Below are 16696 nucleotides of genomic sequence, written 5' to 3' on the forward strand. Positions count from 1 at the left end.
GTGAAAGACCCGCATGTCGCTGACCTCCGCCTTGAGCATCGCACAGTCGGCGCTCCTGACCACCTCGAAGCAGACCAGCATCGTCTCGCGCAACGTTGCCGATGCTTCCAATAGCGACTATGCCCGCCGCACGGCCGTCATCACCAGCACGGCGCCGGGCGCCCGCTCGGTGGAGATCCAGCGGGCGGCCAACGACCTCCTGTTCCGGCAGAATTTGAGCGCCCTCTCCGCATGGAGCGGCCAGAGCGCGCTCTACAGCGGCATGGACCAGCTGGAGCTGGCCGTCAACGGCGTCGACAACGCGTCCTCGCCCTCGACCGCGATCGCCAATCTGCAGCAGGCGCTGCAGCTCTATGCGACGACGCCGTCCAACCAGAATCTCGGCGCCAGCGTCATCGACGCGGCCAGGGACGTCGTGCGCTCGCTGAATGACGGCACCCAGGCGATCCAGGATTTCCGCACCCAGACCGACGGCCAGATCGCCACCGCGGTCGATGACCTCAACAAGCTGCTCAGCCAGTTCCAGGACGCCAACAAGGCCGTCATTTCCGGAACGCGTTCGGGCACCGACGTGTCCGACGCACTCGACCAGCGCGACGCGATCCTGAAGAAGATCGCCGAATACGTTCCCGTCTCGACCTTCACGCGCGGCGACAACGACATGGTCATCACCACCACGGACGGCACGACGCTGTTCGAGACGGTGCCGCGCTCGGTGACCTTCACGCCCTCGTCCGGCTACACCGCCGGCACTCCCGGCAACACCATCTCCATCGACAACGTGCCGCTCTCGGCCGGCAGCGGCGGCAATACCAGCGCCGTCGGCAAGCTCGCCGGCCTGATCACCTTGCGCGACGGCGTCGCCGCCACCATGCAGAGCCAGCTCGACGAGACCGCCCGCGGGCTTATCACCGCCTTTGCCGAGACCTCCTCGTCGCAGCCCGATGCCGCCGGCCTGTTCACCTGGTCGGGCGCGCCCGCCATTCCCGCCGCCGGCACGCTGGTCGACGGCCTTGCCGGCTCGATCAGCGTCAACGCCGCCATGACCCCGGCGCTGCTGCGCGACGGCGGCGCCAATGGCGCTGCCTATGTCCTCAACACTTCCGGCTCGTCCTACGCCAACCTCCTGATCGCCTATGGCGACCGGCTCGACCAGCCGATGGCTTTCGATGCCGCCGCCGGTATCACGGCGACATCCAGCGTCGCCGACTATGCCGCCAACTCGATCGGCTGGTTCGAAGGCGTACGCCAGCAGGCCTCGACCACCGCCGACGCCAAGGAGGCGCTGGCCACGCGCACGGCCGAGGCGCTGTCCAACGACACCGGCGTCAATGTCGATCAGGAAATGTCGCTGCTGCTCGACCTCGAACACACCTACCAGGCCTCCGCCCGCATGATGAAGACCGTCGACGACATGCTGGACGCCCTGATGAATGCCGTGGGATAATCGATGAAAGCGACAGCCGTCTCCTCAGCCGCAATATCCAACGCCATGCGCTACCAGCAGATGCGCATGCAGTCCGATCTGGTCAAGGCGACGAAGGAGTCAACGACCGGCAAGGTCGCCGATGTCGGCCTGGCGCTCGGCGGGCGCACGACCCAGGCCGTGACCTTCCAGCGCGATCTCGACCGGCTGAACGGCATCATCGATTCCAACGCGCTGGTCGCCGCCCGGCTGACGTCGACGCAGGATGCGCTCGGCCAGCTCTCCGACGTCGCGCAGAACTTTCTTTCGGCCTTGACCAGCGCCGTGTCCGGCGATTCCTCGACCAGCATCACCCAGCAGGCCGGCGCGTCGGCGCTGCAGCAGATGACCGGCATCCTCAACACCAGCGTGAATGGCGAGTATCTGTTCGCCGGCACCAACACCGACGTCAAGCCGGTCGACGATTTCACCGCCGCCGGCTCGCCCGCCAAAGCCGCTTTCGACGCCTCCTTCGTCGCCTATTTCGGCTTCACCCAAAGCGATCCGGCCGCGGCCAACATCACTGCCGCCCAGATGGACGACTTCATCACCACCAGCGTCGAGCCGCAATTCCTCGGCCCGGGCTGGCAAGGCACCTGGTCGAACGCCACCGACGAGCAGATCACCAGCCGCATCGCGCTGAACGAGACCACGCAGACCTCGGTCAGCGCCAATGAGGACGGCATCCGCAAGCTCGCCATGGCGGCGGCGATGGTCGCCAACCTGTTCTCCGGCAACATCAGCGATGCCGCCAAGAACACCGTCGTCAGCCGCGCCCAGACATTGGTCGGCGAGGCCATCGGCGGCATCGTCCAGGTGCGTTCGGAGGTCGGCCTAACCCAGAAACGTGTCTCCGACGCCAGCGACCGCATGAAGACCCAGGTCGACCTGTTCGAGAAGCACATCATCGATCTCGAGGGCGTCGATCCCGCCGAGGCCGCGACCCGCATCGCCGACCTGACGCAGCATATCGAGACCTCATTCGCGTTGACCGCGCGCCTGCAGCAGCTCAGCCTGCTGAATTACCTGACCTGAAAACTTCCACCGGAACGGCAGAGCCCCGACGATGTATCAATTCTCCTACGCCGACATCCAGACCGACTCCGTCTCCGACGCCAAGGACCGCGAGCGGGAATTGCTCACCCGCTCGATCGACATGCTGTCGGCCGCGGCCGCGGTCGGCCAGGATTCCATGGAAGCGATCGAGGCGCTGCACTTCACCAACCGCATCTGGACCACCTTCGTCGAGGATCTCGGCTCCAGCGACAACGCCCTGCCCAAGGAACTGCGCGCAAACCTCATCTCCATCGGCCTGTGGCTGCTGCGCGAGGCCGAGGACATCCGCCAGGGCCGCACCAACAATTTCGAAGGCCTGATCGAAGTCTCCCAGATCATCCGGGACGGCATCCAATGACCAACACGCTGAAGATATCGCTGAAGCCGAACGAGAAGATCTACATCAACGGCGCCGTCATCCGCGTCGACCGCAAGGTCACAATCGAGCTGATGAACGACGTGCAGTTCCTGCTCGAAAGCCACGTCATCCAGGCCGATCAGGCGTCGACCCCGCTCAGGCAGCTCTATTTCATCCTGCAGGTCATGCTGATGAACCCGGCGAGCGCCTCCGAGGCGCGCGACATGTTCCGCCGCTCGCTGCCCATGCTGCTGGCGAGCTTCGAGGACGGCGAGATTTGCAGCGCGCTGAAGCAGATCGACCGTATGGTCGGCGAGGACCATGTCTATGAGGCGCTGAAGGCGATCCGCGCGCTCTATCCGCTCGAACGCCGCGCGCTTGGCGGCAATGACGATATTCCGGGCGCGGCGCGCCCGCTGGCCGTAGGAGCTTGATGCCGATGACCGTGGACATGACGACCACCATACCGACCGGTGCCAACTCGACCACCACGTCGACCTCGAAGACCGCGGTCGACTACCAGTCGTTCCTGAAGCTCCTCATCGCCGAGATGAAGAACCAGGATCCGACCAAGCCGATGGACTCGACACAGTACGTCGCCCAGCTCGCCACCTTCTCGCAGGTCGAGCAATCGGTGCAGACCAACACCAAGCTCGACCAGATCATGCAGTCCTCGGCCCTGTCGCAGGCCGATGCCCTGATCGGCCGCTCGATCACCTCCGCCGACGGCAAGACGACGGGCACGGTGGCCTCCGTGCGCCTGGCCAGCAGCGGCCTCATCGCGGTGCTGCAGAACGGCACCGAAGTTCCCGTCACCTCGGGCGTTTCGGTCAAGGCGGCGAGCTAGGCGACAGGCTCCGGTCACGACCCATGAACGAGGCCGACGCCCTCGATATCGTCCAATACGCGGTGTGGACGGTGCTGACCGCTTCCGCGCCGGTGGTGCTGGTGGCGATGGCGGTCGGCATCGGCATCGCGCTGATCCAGGCGCTGACCCAGATCCAGGAAATCACGCTGACCTTCGTGCCGAAGATCGTCGCCATCATGCTGGTGGTGGCGCTGACCGGCCCATTCATCGGCGGTCAGATATCGGCCTTCACCAACGTCATCTTCGAGCGCATCGAGCACGGCTTCTGACGCGGACCACGGAGTGCCTGCTCCTTGCGCTCACCGGTAGTGGGTCAGTTTGAAATTGAGCTTGCCGCTATCCCTGCTTCATCCACCAATTCGAGGCCCAAAACCCAAGGCCGAGCACGATCAACGTGACAGGCCAATAGGCCACCGCCCAAGCGATAGCGAGAAACACTGACCATGCCCCGCTCTCACCGTGGCCACCATCGAGGAAAATTCCAAGGATAAACATCCCGATGAGCAGCAGGCCAAACCATCCGAAAATTAGAACTGTGACCTTGAACGCCGTCAATCCTGCCATCCATCCGAAACTATGAAAGGTGGGGAATATGGCACAAGCTTGGTTAAAGCTATTTTCCAGACGGCGCACAGGCAAAAGCGCCTATTGTGATCGGGGCGAAATTTCAAACTGACCCACTACCCGCTCACCGGACGGCTTGCGGGCAGCCCGGTTGCGGCTAGATTGTGAATTGCGCGGCGTGGGCGCCACTGGTCTCAGGCGGTCTTCGAAAATCATGGGGCAGACTAAACCGGCCGGCAGGCCATGTGCGGAATAGCCGGCGTCTGGCGAAAGCGCGACCCGATCGGCGCCGGCGACCTGTCGGACATCGCGGGCATGATGCAAGCGCTGGCGCATCGCGGGCCGGACGACCACGACAGCTGGAGCAGCAGCCGGCTCGCCCTGGGTCATCGCCGGCTTGCCATCATCGATCCCTCACCGGCCGCCCGCGAGCCGATGCTGACCGCATGCGGCAAGGGCGTGCTCGCCTACAATGGCGAGGTCTACAACTACCGCTCGCTGCGCCAGACGCTCGAGGCGGAAGGCTGTATTTTCCGCAGTGTCTCCGACACCGAAGTGGTTCTGCAGGCCCTGCATCATTGGGGTCCCGAAAAGGCCGTGCCGCTGTTCGACGGCATGTTTTCCTTTGCCTACTTCGACGCGCGCGACAACGCCCTGTGGCTCGCCCGCGACCGCCTCGGCATCAAGCCGATGGCGGTGGCCGAGACGGCCGAGCGGATCCTGTTCGCTTCCGAGGACAAGGCGATCCTCGCCTGCGACGGTTTTGGCCGCCGCATCGACGCGCGCGAGATCACCCTGCGGCTTGCCTGGCAGCACCGCGATTCGAGCTTCAGCCTGTTCGACGGGATCGAACGCCTGCCGCCGGCGGGCCTCTGGAAGATCACCGGCGCCGGCATCGAGAAGCGCTGTTTCTGGCACGTCCTCGATGTGCTGGAGGCGGAGCGCATCACCGGCGACCGCATCTCCGACGACGAGCATATGGCGAAGCTCGAAGCGTTGATCGAAGACAGCGTCGATATCCATTGCATCGCCGACGCCAGCATCGCCACGGCCTGCAGCAGCGGCGTCGATTCCGGCCTGATCACGGCGCTGTCGAAGCGCTTCAGGCCGGAAATCCACGGCTATGTCGTCGACCCCCGGCTTGGCCGCAGCGAGGCGGAGAACGCCGAACGGACCGGCCGCCGCGCCGGCATCCCGCTGCGCCGGGTGCCGGTCGACAGGGACCGGTTCTTCGAGCTCTGGCCGAAAGCGGTCTGGCACCTTGAGAGCGACGGCTGGCACGCAAGCCATGTCGGGCTTCTGGCGCTGGCCGAGCAATGCCGGGCCGACGGCGTCAAGGTGCTGCTGACCGGCGAAGGTGCCGACGAACTCTTCGGCGGTTACAAATGGCAGGCCGAAAGCATGCGGGCCTGGCAGGCATGGTCCTGGCCGGGACGGCTGTTCCGCTCGAAGCGCTGGCTCGATCGCAAGTTCGGGCGCCTGCGCCATGCGCCATTCAAGACATCGACCGGCAACAGCTCGGCCTCGGAGCGCAATCTCGTGCTGAGGTCGCTATCGCCAGAGCTCAATTTCCTGCAGACTAGGATCTTCGACCGGCTCGAACCGGTGACGCCGCTCGGCGATCGCGCCTTCCTTGGATGCTGTCTCTACGATCTCTATTCGCATTTGCAGGACCTGCTCAACCGGCATGACCGGCTGAGCATGGCGGCATCGGTCGAGCTCAGGGTTCCCTTCATCGAAAACCGGCTGATCGACTTCGCGATCCATCTGCCGAGGCGTCAGAAATTGCGCGGCAGGACCGGCAAGTGGCTATTGAAGAAGGTCGCGGAAAAGCACCTGCCGCGCGAGAACGTCTACGCGCCGAAGAAGGGTTTCGAAATCTCGTCCGGCTTCACCCAGGGCAGCCAGGGCCTGCTGCGCGGCGGCTATCTGCGCGACGCGCTGAAATGGCCCGCCACCGCCGTCGAGGACCTTGTCGACCTGGCGAGGCGCGACGAAGCCTCGCGGCTACGCCTCGTCGGCATGGAACTGTTCCTGCGCCTTCATGCCGGCGGCGAAACGGCGGGCAACCTCACCCATGCGCTGCATGCCGCGGCCGCAGAAGCGCCTGGTTAAGCGGTTCGGCCCAATCGTACGCCCGGCGGGCGGTTGGTCCAAGGCCGCCAGACCATTGGCTTAGCCGCGTAACGACGCATTTTTGCCTCGCCATCCTGTTGTTGGAGCATAATCTTTTTCAAGCAACGGTCCGCCCCGCGTCGCCATGCTCCATCTCCGGAGAGGACATTCGCGGCGGCAGGCCAACGGCGTGTGAAGCGGGACAGCGCTGATGATCGATGACGAGCCGGACAGCGAACGCGTCTCGGCGCTGGCGCCGTTCAGCCACGGCATCTTCCGGGCCGTTTGGTCGGCCAGCCTGGTGTCGAATTTCGGCGGTCTCATCCAGGGCGTCGGCGCCGCCTGGATGATGACCACGATCGCCACCTCGTCCTACCAGGTGGCGCTGGTCCAGGCCTCGACCACGCTGCCGATCATGCTGTTCGCGCTGGTCGCCGGCGCCATCGCCGACAGCTTCAACCGGCGCAAGGTGATGCTGGTGGCGCAGACCTTCATGCTGGTCGTCTCGGCGCTGCTGACGCTGTTCACCTGGTTCGGCCTGATCACGCCGTGGACGCTGCTCGCCTTCACCTTCCTCATCGACAGCGGCACGGCGCTGAACAGCCCGTCATGGCAAGCCTCGGTCGGCGACATGGTGCCGCGTTCCAAGGTGCCGGCGGCCGTCGCGCTGAACTCGATGGGCTTCAACCTGACGCGCAGCGTCGGCCCGGCGATCGGCGGCGTCATCGTCGCCGCCGCGGGCGCCGCCGCGGCCTTCGCCGCCAATGCGCTGAGCTATATCGGCCTGATCATCGTGCTGTTTCGCTGGAAGCCGGAAATACCGGCGCAGACCTTGCCGCGCGAGACGCTTGGCGCGGCGATGGGCGCCGGCCTGCGCTATGTCGCAATGTCGCCCAACATCGGCAAGGTGCTGGTCCGGGGCTCGGCCTTCGGCTTCAGCGCCGGCGCGGTGCTGGCGCTTCTTCCGCTGGTGGCGCGCGATGTCGTCAAGGGCGATGCCTTGACCTACGGCATCATGCTCGGCGCCTTCGGCATCGGCGCGGTCGGCGGCGCGCTGATCAGCGTGCGGCTGAGGCAGTTGCTGTCCTCGGAGACGATGGTGCGCATGGCCTTTGGCGGTTTCGCCGTATGCGCCCTCAACGCCGCCGTCAGCCTTCACGCCTGGCAGACCGCTTTCGGCCTGCTCATCGGCGGCGCCTGCTGGGTGCGCGCGCTGTCGCATTTCAACGTCACGGTGCAGATGTCGACGCCGCGCTGGGTGGTCGGCCGGGTGCTCTCGGTCTACCAGACGGCGACCTTCGGCGGCATCGCGCTGGGCAGCTGGGTCTGGGGCGTCGTCGCCGACTCGCATGGCGCCGAGACCGCGCTGATCGCGGCCAGCATCACCATGCTGGCGGGTGGCGCCATCGGCCTCGTCCTGCCCTTGCCGCAGCATGCGGTGCTCAACCTCGATCCGCTCAACCGCTTCAAGGAGCCGCATCTGGGGCTCGACCTCAAGCCGCGCAGCGGCCCGATCGCCATCATGATCGAATACATCATCCGCGACGAGGACGTGCCGGAGTTCCTCGCCACCATGGCCGAGCGCGGCCGCATCCGTCGCCGCGACGGCGCCCGCAACTGGACACTGGCGCGCGACCTGGAAAATCCATCCGTGTGGATCGAACATTACCACACGCCGACCTGGCTGGAGTATATCCGCCACAACAGGCGGGCCACCCATGCCGACGCCGTCGTCGGCGAACGCATCCGGGCATTGCACAGCGGCGGGGAACCACCGCATGTGCGCCGCATGATCGAGCGCCCGACCACCGCCGGCACCGCCCTGGTCTCACCGAGGGGGCCGATCGAGCACTGACCCGGTTCGGGGTCGGTCGCCCGCCGGCGATCAGCCGGCGCTCTGGATCATATAGAGCTTGCGTGTGGTCTCCCGGATCAGCCATTCGCCCTTCCAGCCTTGCGGCAGGACGAGCAGATCGCCCGGACCGAGTTCGCGCCTTTCGCCATCGGCGCGCGCTACTTCGACCCGTCCCGAGATGATGTGGCAAATCTCCGACGAGCCCGAACGATCGGCGGTGAAGCGGCCCGGCGTGCATTCCCAGATGCCGATATCGACGGTCCCGTCCGGCGATTGGAAGAACGAGCGCACCGCCTCGACCTGGTCGCCTTCGATGGAGGTCGGCTTCGGCGAGAACGCCCCGATATCGGCCGTGGCGAGGTCGTGGAAAGTCGAAAGATCGATCAATTTGGGCTCCATGAGATGCTGATCCGCTCTAGAGCAATTCCAGGAAAAGTGTGAACCGTTTTCCGTCCGGAATTGCGTCAAAACAATGAGTTAGAGCAGGCCGCCGTTTCCGTGAAACGGTGAACTGCTCTAGTGACCGGTGATGGCGTCGGCCAGGGCGGCAAGCTTCGACGTGTGCGAAAGCCCGGCGGCCTCGCAGCGATCGGCGAGATGGTAGAGCTGGTACATCGAATGGACGCCGAGCCAGCGGAACGGCTCCGGCTCCCAGCGCCGCACCTTGCGGTTGACCCAGGGCAGGCGCGTCAGTTCCGTGTCCTGGCCAAGGATCAGGTCGGCGAGCGTTCGCCCCGAAAGATTGGAGCTCGAGACGCCGAGACCGACATAGCCGCCGGCCCAGCCGATGCGGGTGGTCGGGTCGAGGCCAACCGTCGTGCACCAGTCGCGCGGCACGCCGAGCACGCCGCACCAGGCATGCTCGATGCGGCAGCCCGCCGTCTGCGGCAGCAGCGTCATCAGGATCTGATGCAGCTGGTCGATCGTCGCCTGCTGCGTCTGGCCGTTGACGTCGGTGCGCGAGCCGTAGCGATAGGGCACGCCGCGCCCGCCCATGGTGATGCGCCCCTCGCGCGTGCGCTGGGCATAGCAATAGGCATGGGCGGCACTGCCGAGCAGCTCATGTCCTTCCCAGCCGATCGCGCGCCACAGCTCAGGCGACAGCGGCTCGGTCACGATCTGCGCGCTGTTGAGCGCCAGCCAGGTCCGTTCCTCGCCGGGAATGCCTGCGGTAAAACCTTCGGTGGCGCGGATGATGGTTTCCGCTCGCACCGTGCCGCGGTTGGTCGTCACGCTGCCCTTGGCGATGGCGGTCACCGTCGTCTGCTCGTAGATCGGCACACCCAGCCGCTCGACGGCGGCGGCAAGGCCGCGCACCAGCTTGGCCGGCTGCACCCGCGCCTGGCCATGGACGACGAAGCCGCCAAGGACGTCGCGGACATTGATGCGCGCCCGCGTCGCCGCTTGATCGAGCATCTCGACGCGGTTCGGATCGACGTCCCAGGCGCGGATCGTCTCGCACTCCTCGCGGGCGCGTTCGAGTTGCGCCGGGTTGGTGGCCACCGTCAGATTGTCGACGCGGCGAATGTCGGCATCGATCCCTTCGGCGGCCGCCACCCGGATCACCTCGTCGACGCAGCCGGCCATGGCCGCCTGCATGGCGCTGACACCTTGCCGGGTCGAGGTCTTGAGATATTTCTCGCGCGACCAGGTGAAGCCGCCCGACAGCCAGCCGCCATTGCGGCCCGACGCGCCGAAGCCGGCGAACTCGCGCTCGATCAGCGCGATGCGCAGCGACGGTCTCGCCTTCATCAGATAGTAGGCGGTCCACAGACCGGTGTAGCCCGCGCCGACGATGGCGACATCGGCCTCGATATCGCCGGGCAAGGGCGGCCGCGGCGCGGGAACCCCGCCGATATCCGCATACCAGAACGATATGTCGCCGTTGCGCTTGGCTTGCATGGGAGAATTTCCGGAGGGAGGTGAAGGGATCAGGTGGGCGTCGTGTCTGCTGTGCTGTCGTCAGCCTGATCATTGCAGGCGCCGGCGAAAGCCGCTAGCCTTCGCCGGAGAGGTCCCGTCGCGCTTTGTCGAGTTCCTCGGCATAGCGCCGCATCAGATGGCTTTCGGTCAAAAGGCCAAGCACGACGCGATCGGCGAAATCCTCGACCACGGCCAGTTCCTCGGCACCGGCGCGCTGGAAGGTTTCGGCCGCCGTCTGGACGTTCATGGAAGGCACCAGCACGGCGTCCTTGAACCGGGCGAGTGCGCGCACCGGCGTCTCGCCATCCGAAACCTCGCTGTGCAGTTCCGCCACAATCAGCACGCCGACATAGTGCTGGCCGTCATCCACCGCGATGACGCGCTGCGCAGAGCCCAGCGGCACCGCCTTGCGGAAGGCGCCGAGCGTCGTCGCAGCATCGATGGTGCGGACATCCTTGCGCATCATCGAGCCGGCCGTGAGGCTGCGCATCCAGCCGACGTCGTGGGCGCTGCGGATGGTCTCGCCGCGCAGGTGGAAACGCCAGGTCGAGAACGAATAGCCGAATGTCTCGCGCACCAGCATCGCCGCCATGAGCGAGGCCGCCAGCACGACGCCGGTGAGCGTCAGGTCGCGCGTCGATTCCAGCGCCAGGAAGGTCATCGTCAGCGGCGCGCCGACGACGCCGACGGCGAGCGAGGTCATGCCGACGACGGCGGCGACCGCCGGATCGATGCCGGTCGCCGGCGAGGCGAATGCCATCACGCCGGCGAAGACCTTGCCGAGCAGCGCGCCGAGGAACAGCGAGGCGAAGAACAGGCCGCCGCGAAACCCCGAGCCGAGCGAGATCGCCGAGGCCGCCAGCTTCAGCACGAAGACGCTGGCGACGACGCCAAGCCCATAGTTCATCGCGAACTCGCGATGCAGCGCGCCATGGCCGCTGGACAGCACCTGCGGCGTCACCAGCCCGAGCAGCCCGACAAGGATGCCGCCAATGAAGGGCCGCAGCGACGCATCGATCGACAGCCGGGCGAAGCCGTGCTCGATCAGGCTGACCAAGTGCATGATGGCGATCGAGGCCGCACCGCCGAGCAGGCCGAGCAGCAGGAACGGAATGTACTGGCTGGCGGTCAGCGCGGGCAGGCCGGACAGTTCCAGCGGAAACGGCACGACGCCAAACACTTCCGCCGTCAGCGAGGCGCAGATGGCCGCCGTCATCACCGGCGCGACATTGGCGACCGAATAGATGCCGATGATCAGCTCGAAGCCGTAGAAAGCGCCGGTCAGCGGCGCGTCGAAGGCGGCGGCGATGGCACCGGCGGCGCCGCAGCCGACGAGGATGCGCACGTCGTTGCGGCGCAGCCTGAAGGCGCGCGCCAGCCGCGACGCCAGACCAGAGCCGACCTGCGTGTAGCCGGCCTCCAGCCCGACCGAGGCGCCGAAGCCGCTGGACAGCACCGTCTGCCCGACGATGATGAACGTGTCGGTGAGCGACATACGCCCGCCATAGAGCGCGTTGGCCTCGATCGGATCGACCGGAGTGCGGAACTTGCGCTTCCTGAGCCAGATCACGCTCAGCCCAAGCAGGATGCCGCCGATCGCCGGGATCATCGCCTGCACCGGGCTTGCCAGCGAAAACATCGCCGACAGCCGGCCGCCCGGCTGCACGCCGTAAAGCAGCCAGTGCATGCCTTGCACCAGCTCGCTCATGCCGGTGACAAGCGCGCCCGACATCACCCCGACGACACCCGCAAGCACGACGATGACGATGCCGCGCGCCTCGAGCAGCGGGATCGATCGGATCAGCACCGCGCGCAGCCGGCGGGCATAGACTTGGCTGTGGTTTGTGGCAGTCATCGGAGCGGTTGGCCGATATCCGAAGGGAATGGAGAGCTGCCGGCCTGATACGCCCGGCGGCATTGCGTGGCAATTGCAATGGCGACTGCATGTGGCGCCATTTTGGCGCTGCGGCAATCGCGACGATATCGATGCAGGCTGCTCTGTCAGGTCGGCCTGGCGTCGCCGGCTTCGTAGAGCACGAGCTTGCGGTCGCCGATGCCGAGGACCGCCCAGATCGCGCGCCAGTCGGCGATGTGCGGCGAGCGGAAATGCGCCTCGAGCGCGGCCCTGTCGCTCCACACCTCCGTGACGCGGATCAGCCTGGCGTCGAGGACATCCTGCGCGTAGGAATATTCGAGGCAGCCCGGCTCGGCGCGGCTCGCCGAAACCATCGTCTGCATGGCCGGCCTTGCCTCGTCCAGCCTGTGCGCCGGCAAGCGGATGGTGCCGATGATCACGAGCATGCCGGTCCCCTTCTGAAGGTTGCGCGCGGCTGAGGATGCCGCGCCATCGGCAGTAGCCAGTCTCCCACCTTCGCGCAAGCTTGGCCGGTTAGGCTCGAAAGGCTGCCGCGCGTTCGGCGGGCTGGAGACTTGAGGACGATATGGCGATCAGCGAAACAATCCCGGCGGGCCTGGCGGCCAAGAACGGCCGCGACGTCTTCTTCGCGCTGGGCATCGTCATCATCCTGGCCGTGCTGTTCCTGCCGATCCCGGCCTTCCTCATCGACATCGGCCTCGCCTTCTCTATCGCGCTGTCGGTGCTGATCCTGATGGTGGCGCTGTGGATCCAGCGGCCGCTCGACTTCTCCTCCTTCCCGACCGTGCTGCTGATCGCCACCATGCTCCGGCTGTCGCTCAACATCGCCACCACGCGCATGATCCTGTCGCACGGCAATGAGGGCACGCACGCGGCCGGCTATGTCATTTCGGGCTTCTCGAAGCTGGTGATGTCGAGTGACTTCGTCATCGGCCTGATCGTCTTCCTGATCCTGATCGTGGTGAATTTCATCGTCATCACCAAGGGCGCCACCCGTATCGCCGAGGTCGGCGCCCGCTTCACCCTCGATGCCATTCCCGGCAAGCAGATGTCGATCGACGCCGACCTCTCCGCCGGCATGATCGACGAGAAGACGGCACAGTTGCGCCGCCGCGAGCTGGAAGAGGAATCCTCCTTCTTCGGCTCGATGGACGGCGCCTCGAAATTCGTGCGCGGCGATGCCATCGCCGGCCTCATCATCACCGCCATCAACATCGTCGGCGGCATCGCCATCGGCTACATCCGCCACGGCATGGGCATGGGCGAAGCCGCCGACGTGTTCATCAAGCTGTCGGTCGGCGATGGTCTCGTCACCCAGATCCCGGCGCTGATCGTCTCGCTCGCCGCCGGCATGCTGGTCTCCAAGGGCGGCACCCGCGGCTCAGCCAACCAGGCCGTGTTCGGCCAGCTTGGCGCTCACCCGCGCGCGCTCTATGTCGCCGCCTTCCTGCTGGTCATCCTCGGCCTCATGCCCGGCCTGCCGCTGTTCCCGTTCTTTGCCCTTGCCGGCGGCATGGCTGGTCTCGGCTACGTCATCCCGTTGCGCCACAACCGCGCCATGGCTGCCGCCGCGGCGCAGAAGGACGAGGAGAAGGCGAAAAAGGCCGAGGAGGAGAAGAACTCGGTCAAGGCCTCCCTTGCCACCGCCGAGATCGAGCTCTTGATCGGCAAGCAGCTGTCGACGCGCCTGCTGGTGTCGCATCAGGAGCTGGTCTTCCGCATGGCCAAGATGCGCAAGAAATTCGCCCAGCAATACGGCTTCGTCGTGCCGGAAGTGCGCGTCGCCGACGACTTCGCCATCCCGCCGAAGAGCTACCAGATCAAGGTCCACGGCACGGTCGTCGCCGAGTACCAGATGCGCGTCGGCGAGATCATGGTGCTGCTCGGCACCCGCGACGTGCCGGACCTGCCCGGCGAGGAGATCCGCGAGCCGGCTTTCGGCATGCGCGCCTTCTCGGTGCTGGAGACCTTCGCCGAGGACCTCAAGCGCGAGAGCTACACCTATGCCGACAACATGTCGGTGCTGCTCACCCACCTCTCCGAGGTGATCCGCAACAACCTGCCGCAGTTGCTCTCCTACAAGGACATGAAGGCGCTGCTCGAAAGACAGGACCCGGAGTACCGCAAGCTCGCCGACGAGATCTGCACCTCGCACATCTCCTATCCCGGCCTGCAGGCAGTGTTGAAGCTTCTGCTCGCCGAGCGCGTCTCGATCCGCAACCTGCATCTGATCATCGAGGCCATCGCCGAGATCGCGCCGCATGTGCGGCGCACCGAGCAGATCGTCGAGCACGTCCGCATCCGCATGGCGCAGCAGATCTGCGGCGATCTTTCCGAGGGCGGCATGCTCAAGGTGCTGCGCCTCGGCAACCGCTGGGACCTAGCCTTCCACCAGAGCCTCAAGCGCGACGCCAAGGGCGAGGTGCGCGAGTTCGACATCGACCCGCGCCAGCTCGAGGAATTCGGCCAGGATGCGACCAAGGCGATCCGCAAGCATCTCGAAGCCGGCGAGCGCTTTGTCCTCGTCACCGCGCCCGACGCGCGGCCCTATGTGCGCATGATCATCGAGCGCCTGTTCACGACGCTCCCCGTTCTCTCCCATGTCGAGATCGCCAAAGGCGTCGAGATCAAGGTGCTCGGGACGATCTCGTGAGCGCGCTCTCGCAAGGCGTCGTCATCGCCGCCTTCCTCGCCTTCTGCCGCATCGGCGCCTGCTTCATGCTGATGCCGGGCCTGTCGAGCGCCCGCGTGCCGATCCAGGTTCGGCTGTTCGTGTCGGTCGCCGCCACCGGCGGCCTGCTCGCCTTCCTCTGGGACCGCATCTACCCCTATGTCGATCCGCGTCCGCAGATCCTGGCGCCGATGATCGTCTCCGAGCTTTTGGTCGGCGGGCTGATCGGCGCCATGACAAGGCTCTACATGGAGGCGCTGCGTTTCATCGGCTCGGCCATCGCCATGCTGATCGGCTACGGCGGCTCTGGCGGGCCGGCGATCGAGGAGCCGGAACCGCAGGCGGCGCTTGCCGCCATCATCTCGTTCTCGGCGCTGCTGCTGCTCTTCGTCTTCGATTTCGACCACGAGATCGTGCGCGCCCTGGTCGCCTCCTATACGGTCGCGCCGGTCAATGTTTTCTTCAACCCGCAGGCAGCGCTGGTCGATGTCACCGACACGGTGTCAGACGCCTTCTTCCTGGTCATCCGCCTCGGCAGCCCCTTCGTCGCCTATGCGATCCTGGTCAACCTGACCATCGGCTTCGTCAACAAGCTGACGCCGCAGATCCCGGTCTATTTCATCTCGCTGCCCTTCGTCATCGCCGGCGGGCTGATCATCTTCTATTTCGCCATCGGCACCTTGCTGTCGCTGTTCGTCGACGGCTTTGTCGACCTGACGCTCGCCCGGTGAAGCGATGACCACGCGCAAGGAACGATTGCGGAAACTGGTCAAGGTGCAGGAGCAGCTGAAGGCTCTGCACGAGACGCGCCATGCGACATTCGTGGCGGCGGCGGGAGCCGCCGAGGCCGAGGCAAGGGAACTAGTCGAGCATTTCGACGCCGACCAGTCGCTGGCCGGCCTGTTCCCCGACCTCTACCATCGCCGCATCGCCAACGCCTTGGTCCGCCAGGAGGCCAGCCTGGAAAGCGCCAGGCAGGAAGCGGGCCTCATCGCCACCGCGACTGCGCGCACCAACATGGTCGAGCGCGCGTACAAGGACGTGCGCCGCCGCGACGAGCGCGAACGCTCCGACCGCGAGCGGCTTGATCTGATCGCCCAGAAGCGGGAACAGGAATAGCGGTGGCTTCCGCCTTGGCTCTGGACGGGGCCCTGAGAAGCGTCAGCCGCCCGTCGCGGTCGCCTTGACCGGCCTGGCTGCCCCGATCCGTTCCCAGCGCTTGCCATTGCCCTGCGCCTGCCGGGCGAAATAGCTGTAGGGGGTGCTGGACCAGTCGCGGACGGAGTTGGTGAGATTGTCGAGCACCAGGTCGCCCTCGCTGGTGCGCACCGTCAGCACCGTATGCCCTTCGCCGTGATAGCTTGCCACGGTCAGCAGCAGCGCCGACGCGGGCCAGCCGCGCTTCATCAGTTCGAGCTTTTTCAGGATTGCGATGTCCTCGCAATCGCCGGAGACGGTCGGCACGCGCCAGTCGTCTTCCTTGCCGACGGTGGCCTGATCGCTGAGCTCTGTTATGCGCGAATTGACCGAGCGGTTCACCTGCTTCAATTCGGAGCTCAGTCCCGGCTGCAGGGCAACGACCTTCCTTCCCCCGGCGGTGCTGCACAGGCTGGGTTGGCGGCTGCAGAACGAAAAGAAGGCAGGCGGCGCGAACGCCTTGCCGCTGGTTTCCATGATCGTCCCGGCCTGCGAGGCGAACGGGCAGGCAAGCGACAGCAAGAATGCGATCAGCGCGACATCGCGTTTCACGATCAACGTCTCCAGTGCGTGGACTTGAGGATGAGGGGAGCGGGTTAATGAGCGGTTTCTAAACTGCCCAATTTGGCCGTTAGCGAGGCAGCGCCGTTAACGTATTAATACTTCGAAAAATAAGACTTGAAGCCGTGTCGCGGCATTGGCCGGCAGAGGGATTCTCGCCGACCGCGTATCGGTCCGGCGCCGATCG

At 65.8% G+C, this 16696-nt stretch carries 17 protein-coding genes; 11 read left to right on the forward strand and 6 right to left on the reverse strand.

What is annotated here, in order from left to right; all coding sequences use genetic code 11:
• Window positions 1–13 precede the first annotated feature (13 nt).
• Genes flgK through fliQ form a run of 6 tightly spaced genes read left to right on the forward strand, consistent with a single transcriptional unit; the run spans window position 14 to window position 4016 of the window.
• Window positions 14–1447: a flagellar hook-associated protein FlgK gene (flgK, locus tag PU724_RS02580; RefSeq protein WP_354419510.1), complete on the forward strand. Its 1434-nt coding sequence runs from the start codon at window positions 14–16 to the stop codon at window positions 1445–1447.
• 3 nt (window positions 1448–1450) lie between these two features.
• Window positions 1451–2500, forward strand: coding sequence for a flagellar hook-associated family protein (locus PU724_RS02585; RefSeq protein ID WP_127286504.1), 1050 nt, complete (start codon window positions 1451–1453; stop codon window positions 2498–2500).
• A gap of 31 nt (window positions 2501–2531) precedes the next feature.
• Window positions 2532–2879 carry a flagellar biosynthesis regulator FlaF gene (gene flaF, locus PU724_RS02590; RefSeq protein WP_127286503.1) on the forward strand — a complete coding sequence of 116 codons (348 nt, stop codon included), beginning with the start codon at window positions 2532–2534 and terminating at the stop codon, window positions 2877–2879.
• The gene (flbT, locus tag PU724_RS02595) at window positions 2876–3313 is read left to right on the forward strand and encodes a flagellar biosynthesis repressor FlbT (RefSeq protein WP_127310922.1); all 438 of its coding nucleotides are present in this window, start codon (window positions 2876–2878) and stop codon (window positions 3311–3313) included. Before flaF ends, flbT begins: the two co-directional genes overlap by 4 nt.
• Window positions 3314–3318: 5 nt before the next feature.
• On the forward strand, window positions 3319–3726 hold the full coding sequence (gene flgD / locus PU724_RS02600) for a flagellar hook assembly protein FlgD (protein ID WP_127310921.1): 408 nt from the start codon (window positions 3319–3321) through the stop codon (window positions 3724–3726).
• Window positions 3727–3749: 23 nt separating this feature from the next.
• Entirely contained in the window at window positions 3750–4016 is a 267-nt protein-coding gene (gene fliQ / locus PU724_RS02605; protein WP_126058467.1) for a flagellar biosynthesis protein FliQ, read from the forward strand.
• Window positions 4017–4083: 67 nt separating this feature from the next.
• On the opposite strand, the gene PU724_RS02610 is transcribed toward fliQ, so the two are convergent.
• The gene (locus PU724_RS02610) at window positions 4084–4380 is read right to left on the reverse strand and encodes a hypothetical protein (RefSeq protein ID WP_426213021.1); all 297 of its coding nucleotides are present in this window, start codon (window positions 4378–4380) and stop codon (window positions 4084–4086) included.
• Window positions 4381–4554: 174 nt separating this feature from the next.
• On the opposite strand from PU724_RS02610, the gene asnB reads away from it, so the two are divergent.
• Both asnB and PU724_RS02620 read left to right on the forward strand, forming a co-directional pair.
• Window positions 4555–6426, forward strand: coding sequence for an asparagine synthase (glutamine-hydrolyzing) (gene asnB / locus PU724_RS02615; RefSeq protein WP_354419516.1), 1872 nt, complete (start codon window positions 4555–4557; stop codon window positions 6424–6426).
• A 211-nt stretch (window positions 6427–6637) separates the two neighbouring features.
• A complete protein-coding gene (locus tag PU724_RS02620) occupies window positions 6638–8281 on the forward strand; it encodes an MFS transporter (protein WP_354419518.1) in 1644 nt (547 codons plus the stop codon).
• A gap of 30 nt (window positions 8282–8311) precedes the next feature.
• Here PU724_RS02620 and PU724_RS02625 read toward each other — a convergent pair whose 3' ends face one another.
• The 4 genes from PU724_RS02625 to PU724_RS02640 form a co-directional block, all read right to left on the reverse strand.
• Window positions 8312–8680: a cupin domain-containing protein gene (locus tag PU724_RS02625; RefSeq protein WP_354419520.1), complete on the reverse strand. Its 369-nt coding sequence runs from the start codon at window positions 8678–8680 to the stop codon at window positions 8312–8314.
• A 117-nt stretch (window positions 8681–8797) separates the two neighbouring features.
• The gene (locus PU724_RS02630) at window positions 8798–10183 is read right to left on the reverse strand and encodes an NAD(P)/FAD-dependent oxidoreductase (protein ID WP_354419522.1); all 1386 of its coding nucleotides are present in this window, start codon (window positions 10181–10183) and stop codon (window positions 8798–8800) included.
• Between the two features lie 94 nt (window positions 10184–10277).
• Window positions 10278–12059 (reverse strand): chloride channel protein, encoded by a 1782-nt coding sequence (locus PU724_RS02635; RefSeq protein WP_354419524.1) that lies wholly within the window; start codon window positions 12057–12059, stop codon window positions 10278–10280.
• A gap of 146 nt (window positions 12060–12205) precedes the next feature.
• Complete coding sequence (locus PU724_RS02640; protein WP_354419526.1) at window positions 12206–12505, reverse strand: putative quinol monooxygenase; 300 nt, start codon at window positions 12503–12505, stop codon at window positions 12206–12208.
• 140 nt (window positions 12506–12645) lie between these two features.
• Here PU724_RS02640 and flhA point away from each other — a divergent pair, with 140 nt between their 5' ends.
• From flhA to PU724_RS02655, 3 genes are read left to right on the forward strand one after another with little or no spacing between them, the layout of a single operon-like run.
• The gene (gene flhA / locus PU724_RS02645; RefSeq protein WP_354419527.1) at window positions 12646–14733 is read left to right on the forward strand and encodes a flagellar biosynthesis protein FlhA; all 2088 of its coding nucleotides are present in this window, start codon (window positions 12646–12648) and stop codon (window positions 14731–14733) included.
• On the forward strand, window positions 14730–15482 hold the full coding sequence (gene fliR / locus PU724_RS02650) for a flagellar biosynthetic protein FliR (RefSeq protein WP_354419528.1): 753 nt from the start codon (window positions 14730–14732) through the stop codon (window positions 15480–15482). The genes flhA and fliR overlap by 4 nt, the downstream gene beginning before the upstream one ends.
• A gap of 4 nt (window positions 15483–15486) precedes the next feature.
• Window positions 15487–15870 carry a hypothetical protein gene (locus tag PU724_RS02655; protein WP_320319538.1) on the forward strand — a complete coding sequence of 128 codons (384 nt, stop codon included), beginning with the start codon at window positions 15487–15489 and terminating at the stop codon, window positions 15868–15870.
• A gap of 42 nt (window positions 15871–15912) precedes the next feature.
• Here PU724_RS02655 and PU724_RS02660 read toward each other — a convergent pair whose 3' ends face one another.
• Entirely contained in the window at window positions 15913–16506 is a 594-nt protein-coding gene (locus PU724_RS02660; protein ID WP_426213022.1) for a transglutaminase-like cysteine peptidase, read from the reverse strand.
• Window positions 16507–16696: the final 190 nt, after the last annotated feature.

Source organism: Mesorhizobium abyssinicae, from assembly GCF_049887195.1.
In the GTDB taxonomy this organism is placed as follows: Bacteria; Pseudomonadota; Alphaproteobacteria; order Rhizobiales; family Rhizobiaceae; genus Mesorhizobium; species Mesorhizobium abyssinicae.

Excerpts from the sequence above, each read along its gene's own strand:
- flgK (WP_354419510.1), top strand. The coding sequence starts at position 14 with ATGTCGCTGACCTCCGCCTTGAGCATCGCACAGTCGGCGCTCCTGACC.
- PU724_RS02585 (WP_127286504.1), top strand. The coding sequence starts at position 1,451 with ATGAAAGCGACAGCCGTCTCCTCAGCCGCAATATCCAACGCCATGCGC.
- flaF (WP_127286503.1), top strand. The coding sequence starts at position 2,532 with ATGTATCAATTCTCCTACGCCGACATCCAGACCGACTCCGTCTCCGAC.
- flbT (WP_127310922.1), top strand. The coding sequence starts at position 2,876 with ATGACCAACACGCTGAAGATATCGCTGAAGCCGAACGAGAAGATCTAC.
- flgD (WP_127310921.1), top strand. The coding sequence starts at position 3,319 with ATGACCGTGGACATGACGACCACCATACCGACCGGTGCCAACTCGACC.
- fliQ (WP_126058467.1), top strand. The coding sequence starts at position 3,750 with ATGAACGAGGCCGACGCCCTCGATATCGTCCAATACGCGGTGTGGACG.
- asnB (WP_354419516.1), top strand. The coding sequence starts at position 4,555 with ATGTGCGGAATAGCCGGCGTCTGGCGAAAGCGCGACCCGATCGGCGCC.
- PU724_RS02620 (WP_354419518.1), top strand. The coding sequence starts at position 6,638 with ATGATCGATGACGAGCCGGACAGCGAACGCGTCTCGGCGCTGGCGCCG.
- PU724_RS02625 (WP_354419520.1), bottom strand. The coding sequence starts at position 8,680 with ATGGAGCCCAAATTGATCGATCTTTCGACTTTCCACGACCTCGCCACG.
- PU724_RS02630 (WP_354419522.1), bottom strand. The coding sequence starts at position 10,183 with ATGCAAGCCAAGCGCAACGGCGACATATCGTTCTGGTATGCGGATATC.
- PU724_RS02635 (WP_354419524.1), bottom strand. The coding sequence starts at position 12,059 with ATGACTGCCACAAACCACAGCCAAGTCTATGCCCGCCGGCTGCGCGCG.
- PU724_RS02640 (WP_354419526.1), bottom strand. The coding sequence starts at position 12,505 with ATGCTCGTGATCATCGGCACCATCCGCTTGCCGGCGCACAGGCTGGAC.
- flhA (WP_354419527.1), top strand. The coding sequence starts at position 12,646 with ATGGCGATCAGCGAAACAATCCCGGCGGGCCTGGCGGCCAAGAACGGC.
- PU724_RS02655 (WP_320319538.1), top strand. The coding sequence starts at position 15,487 with ATGACCACGCGCAAGGAACGATTGCGGAAACTGGTCAAGGTGCAGGAG.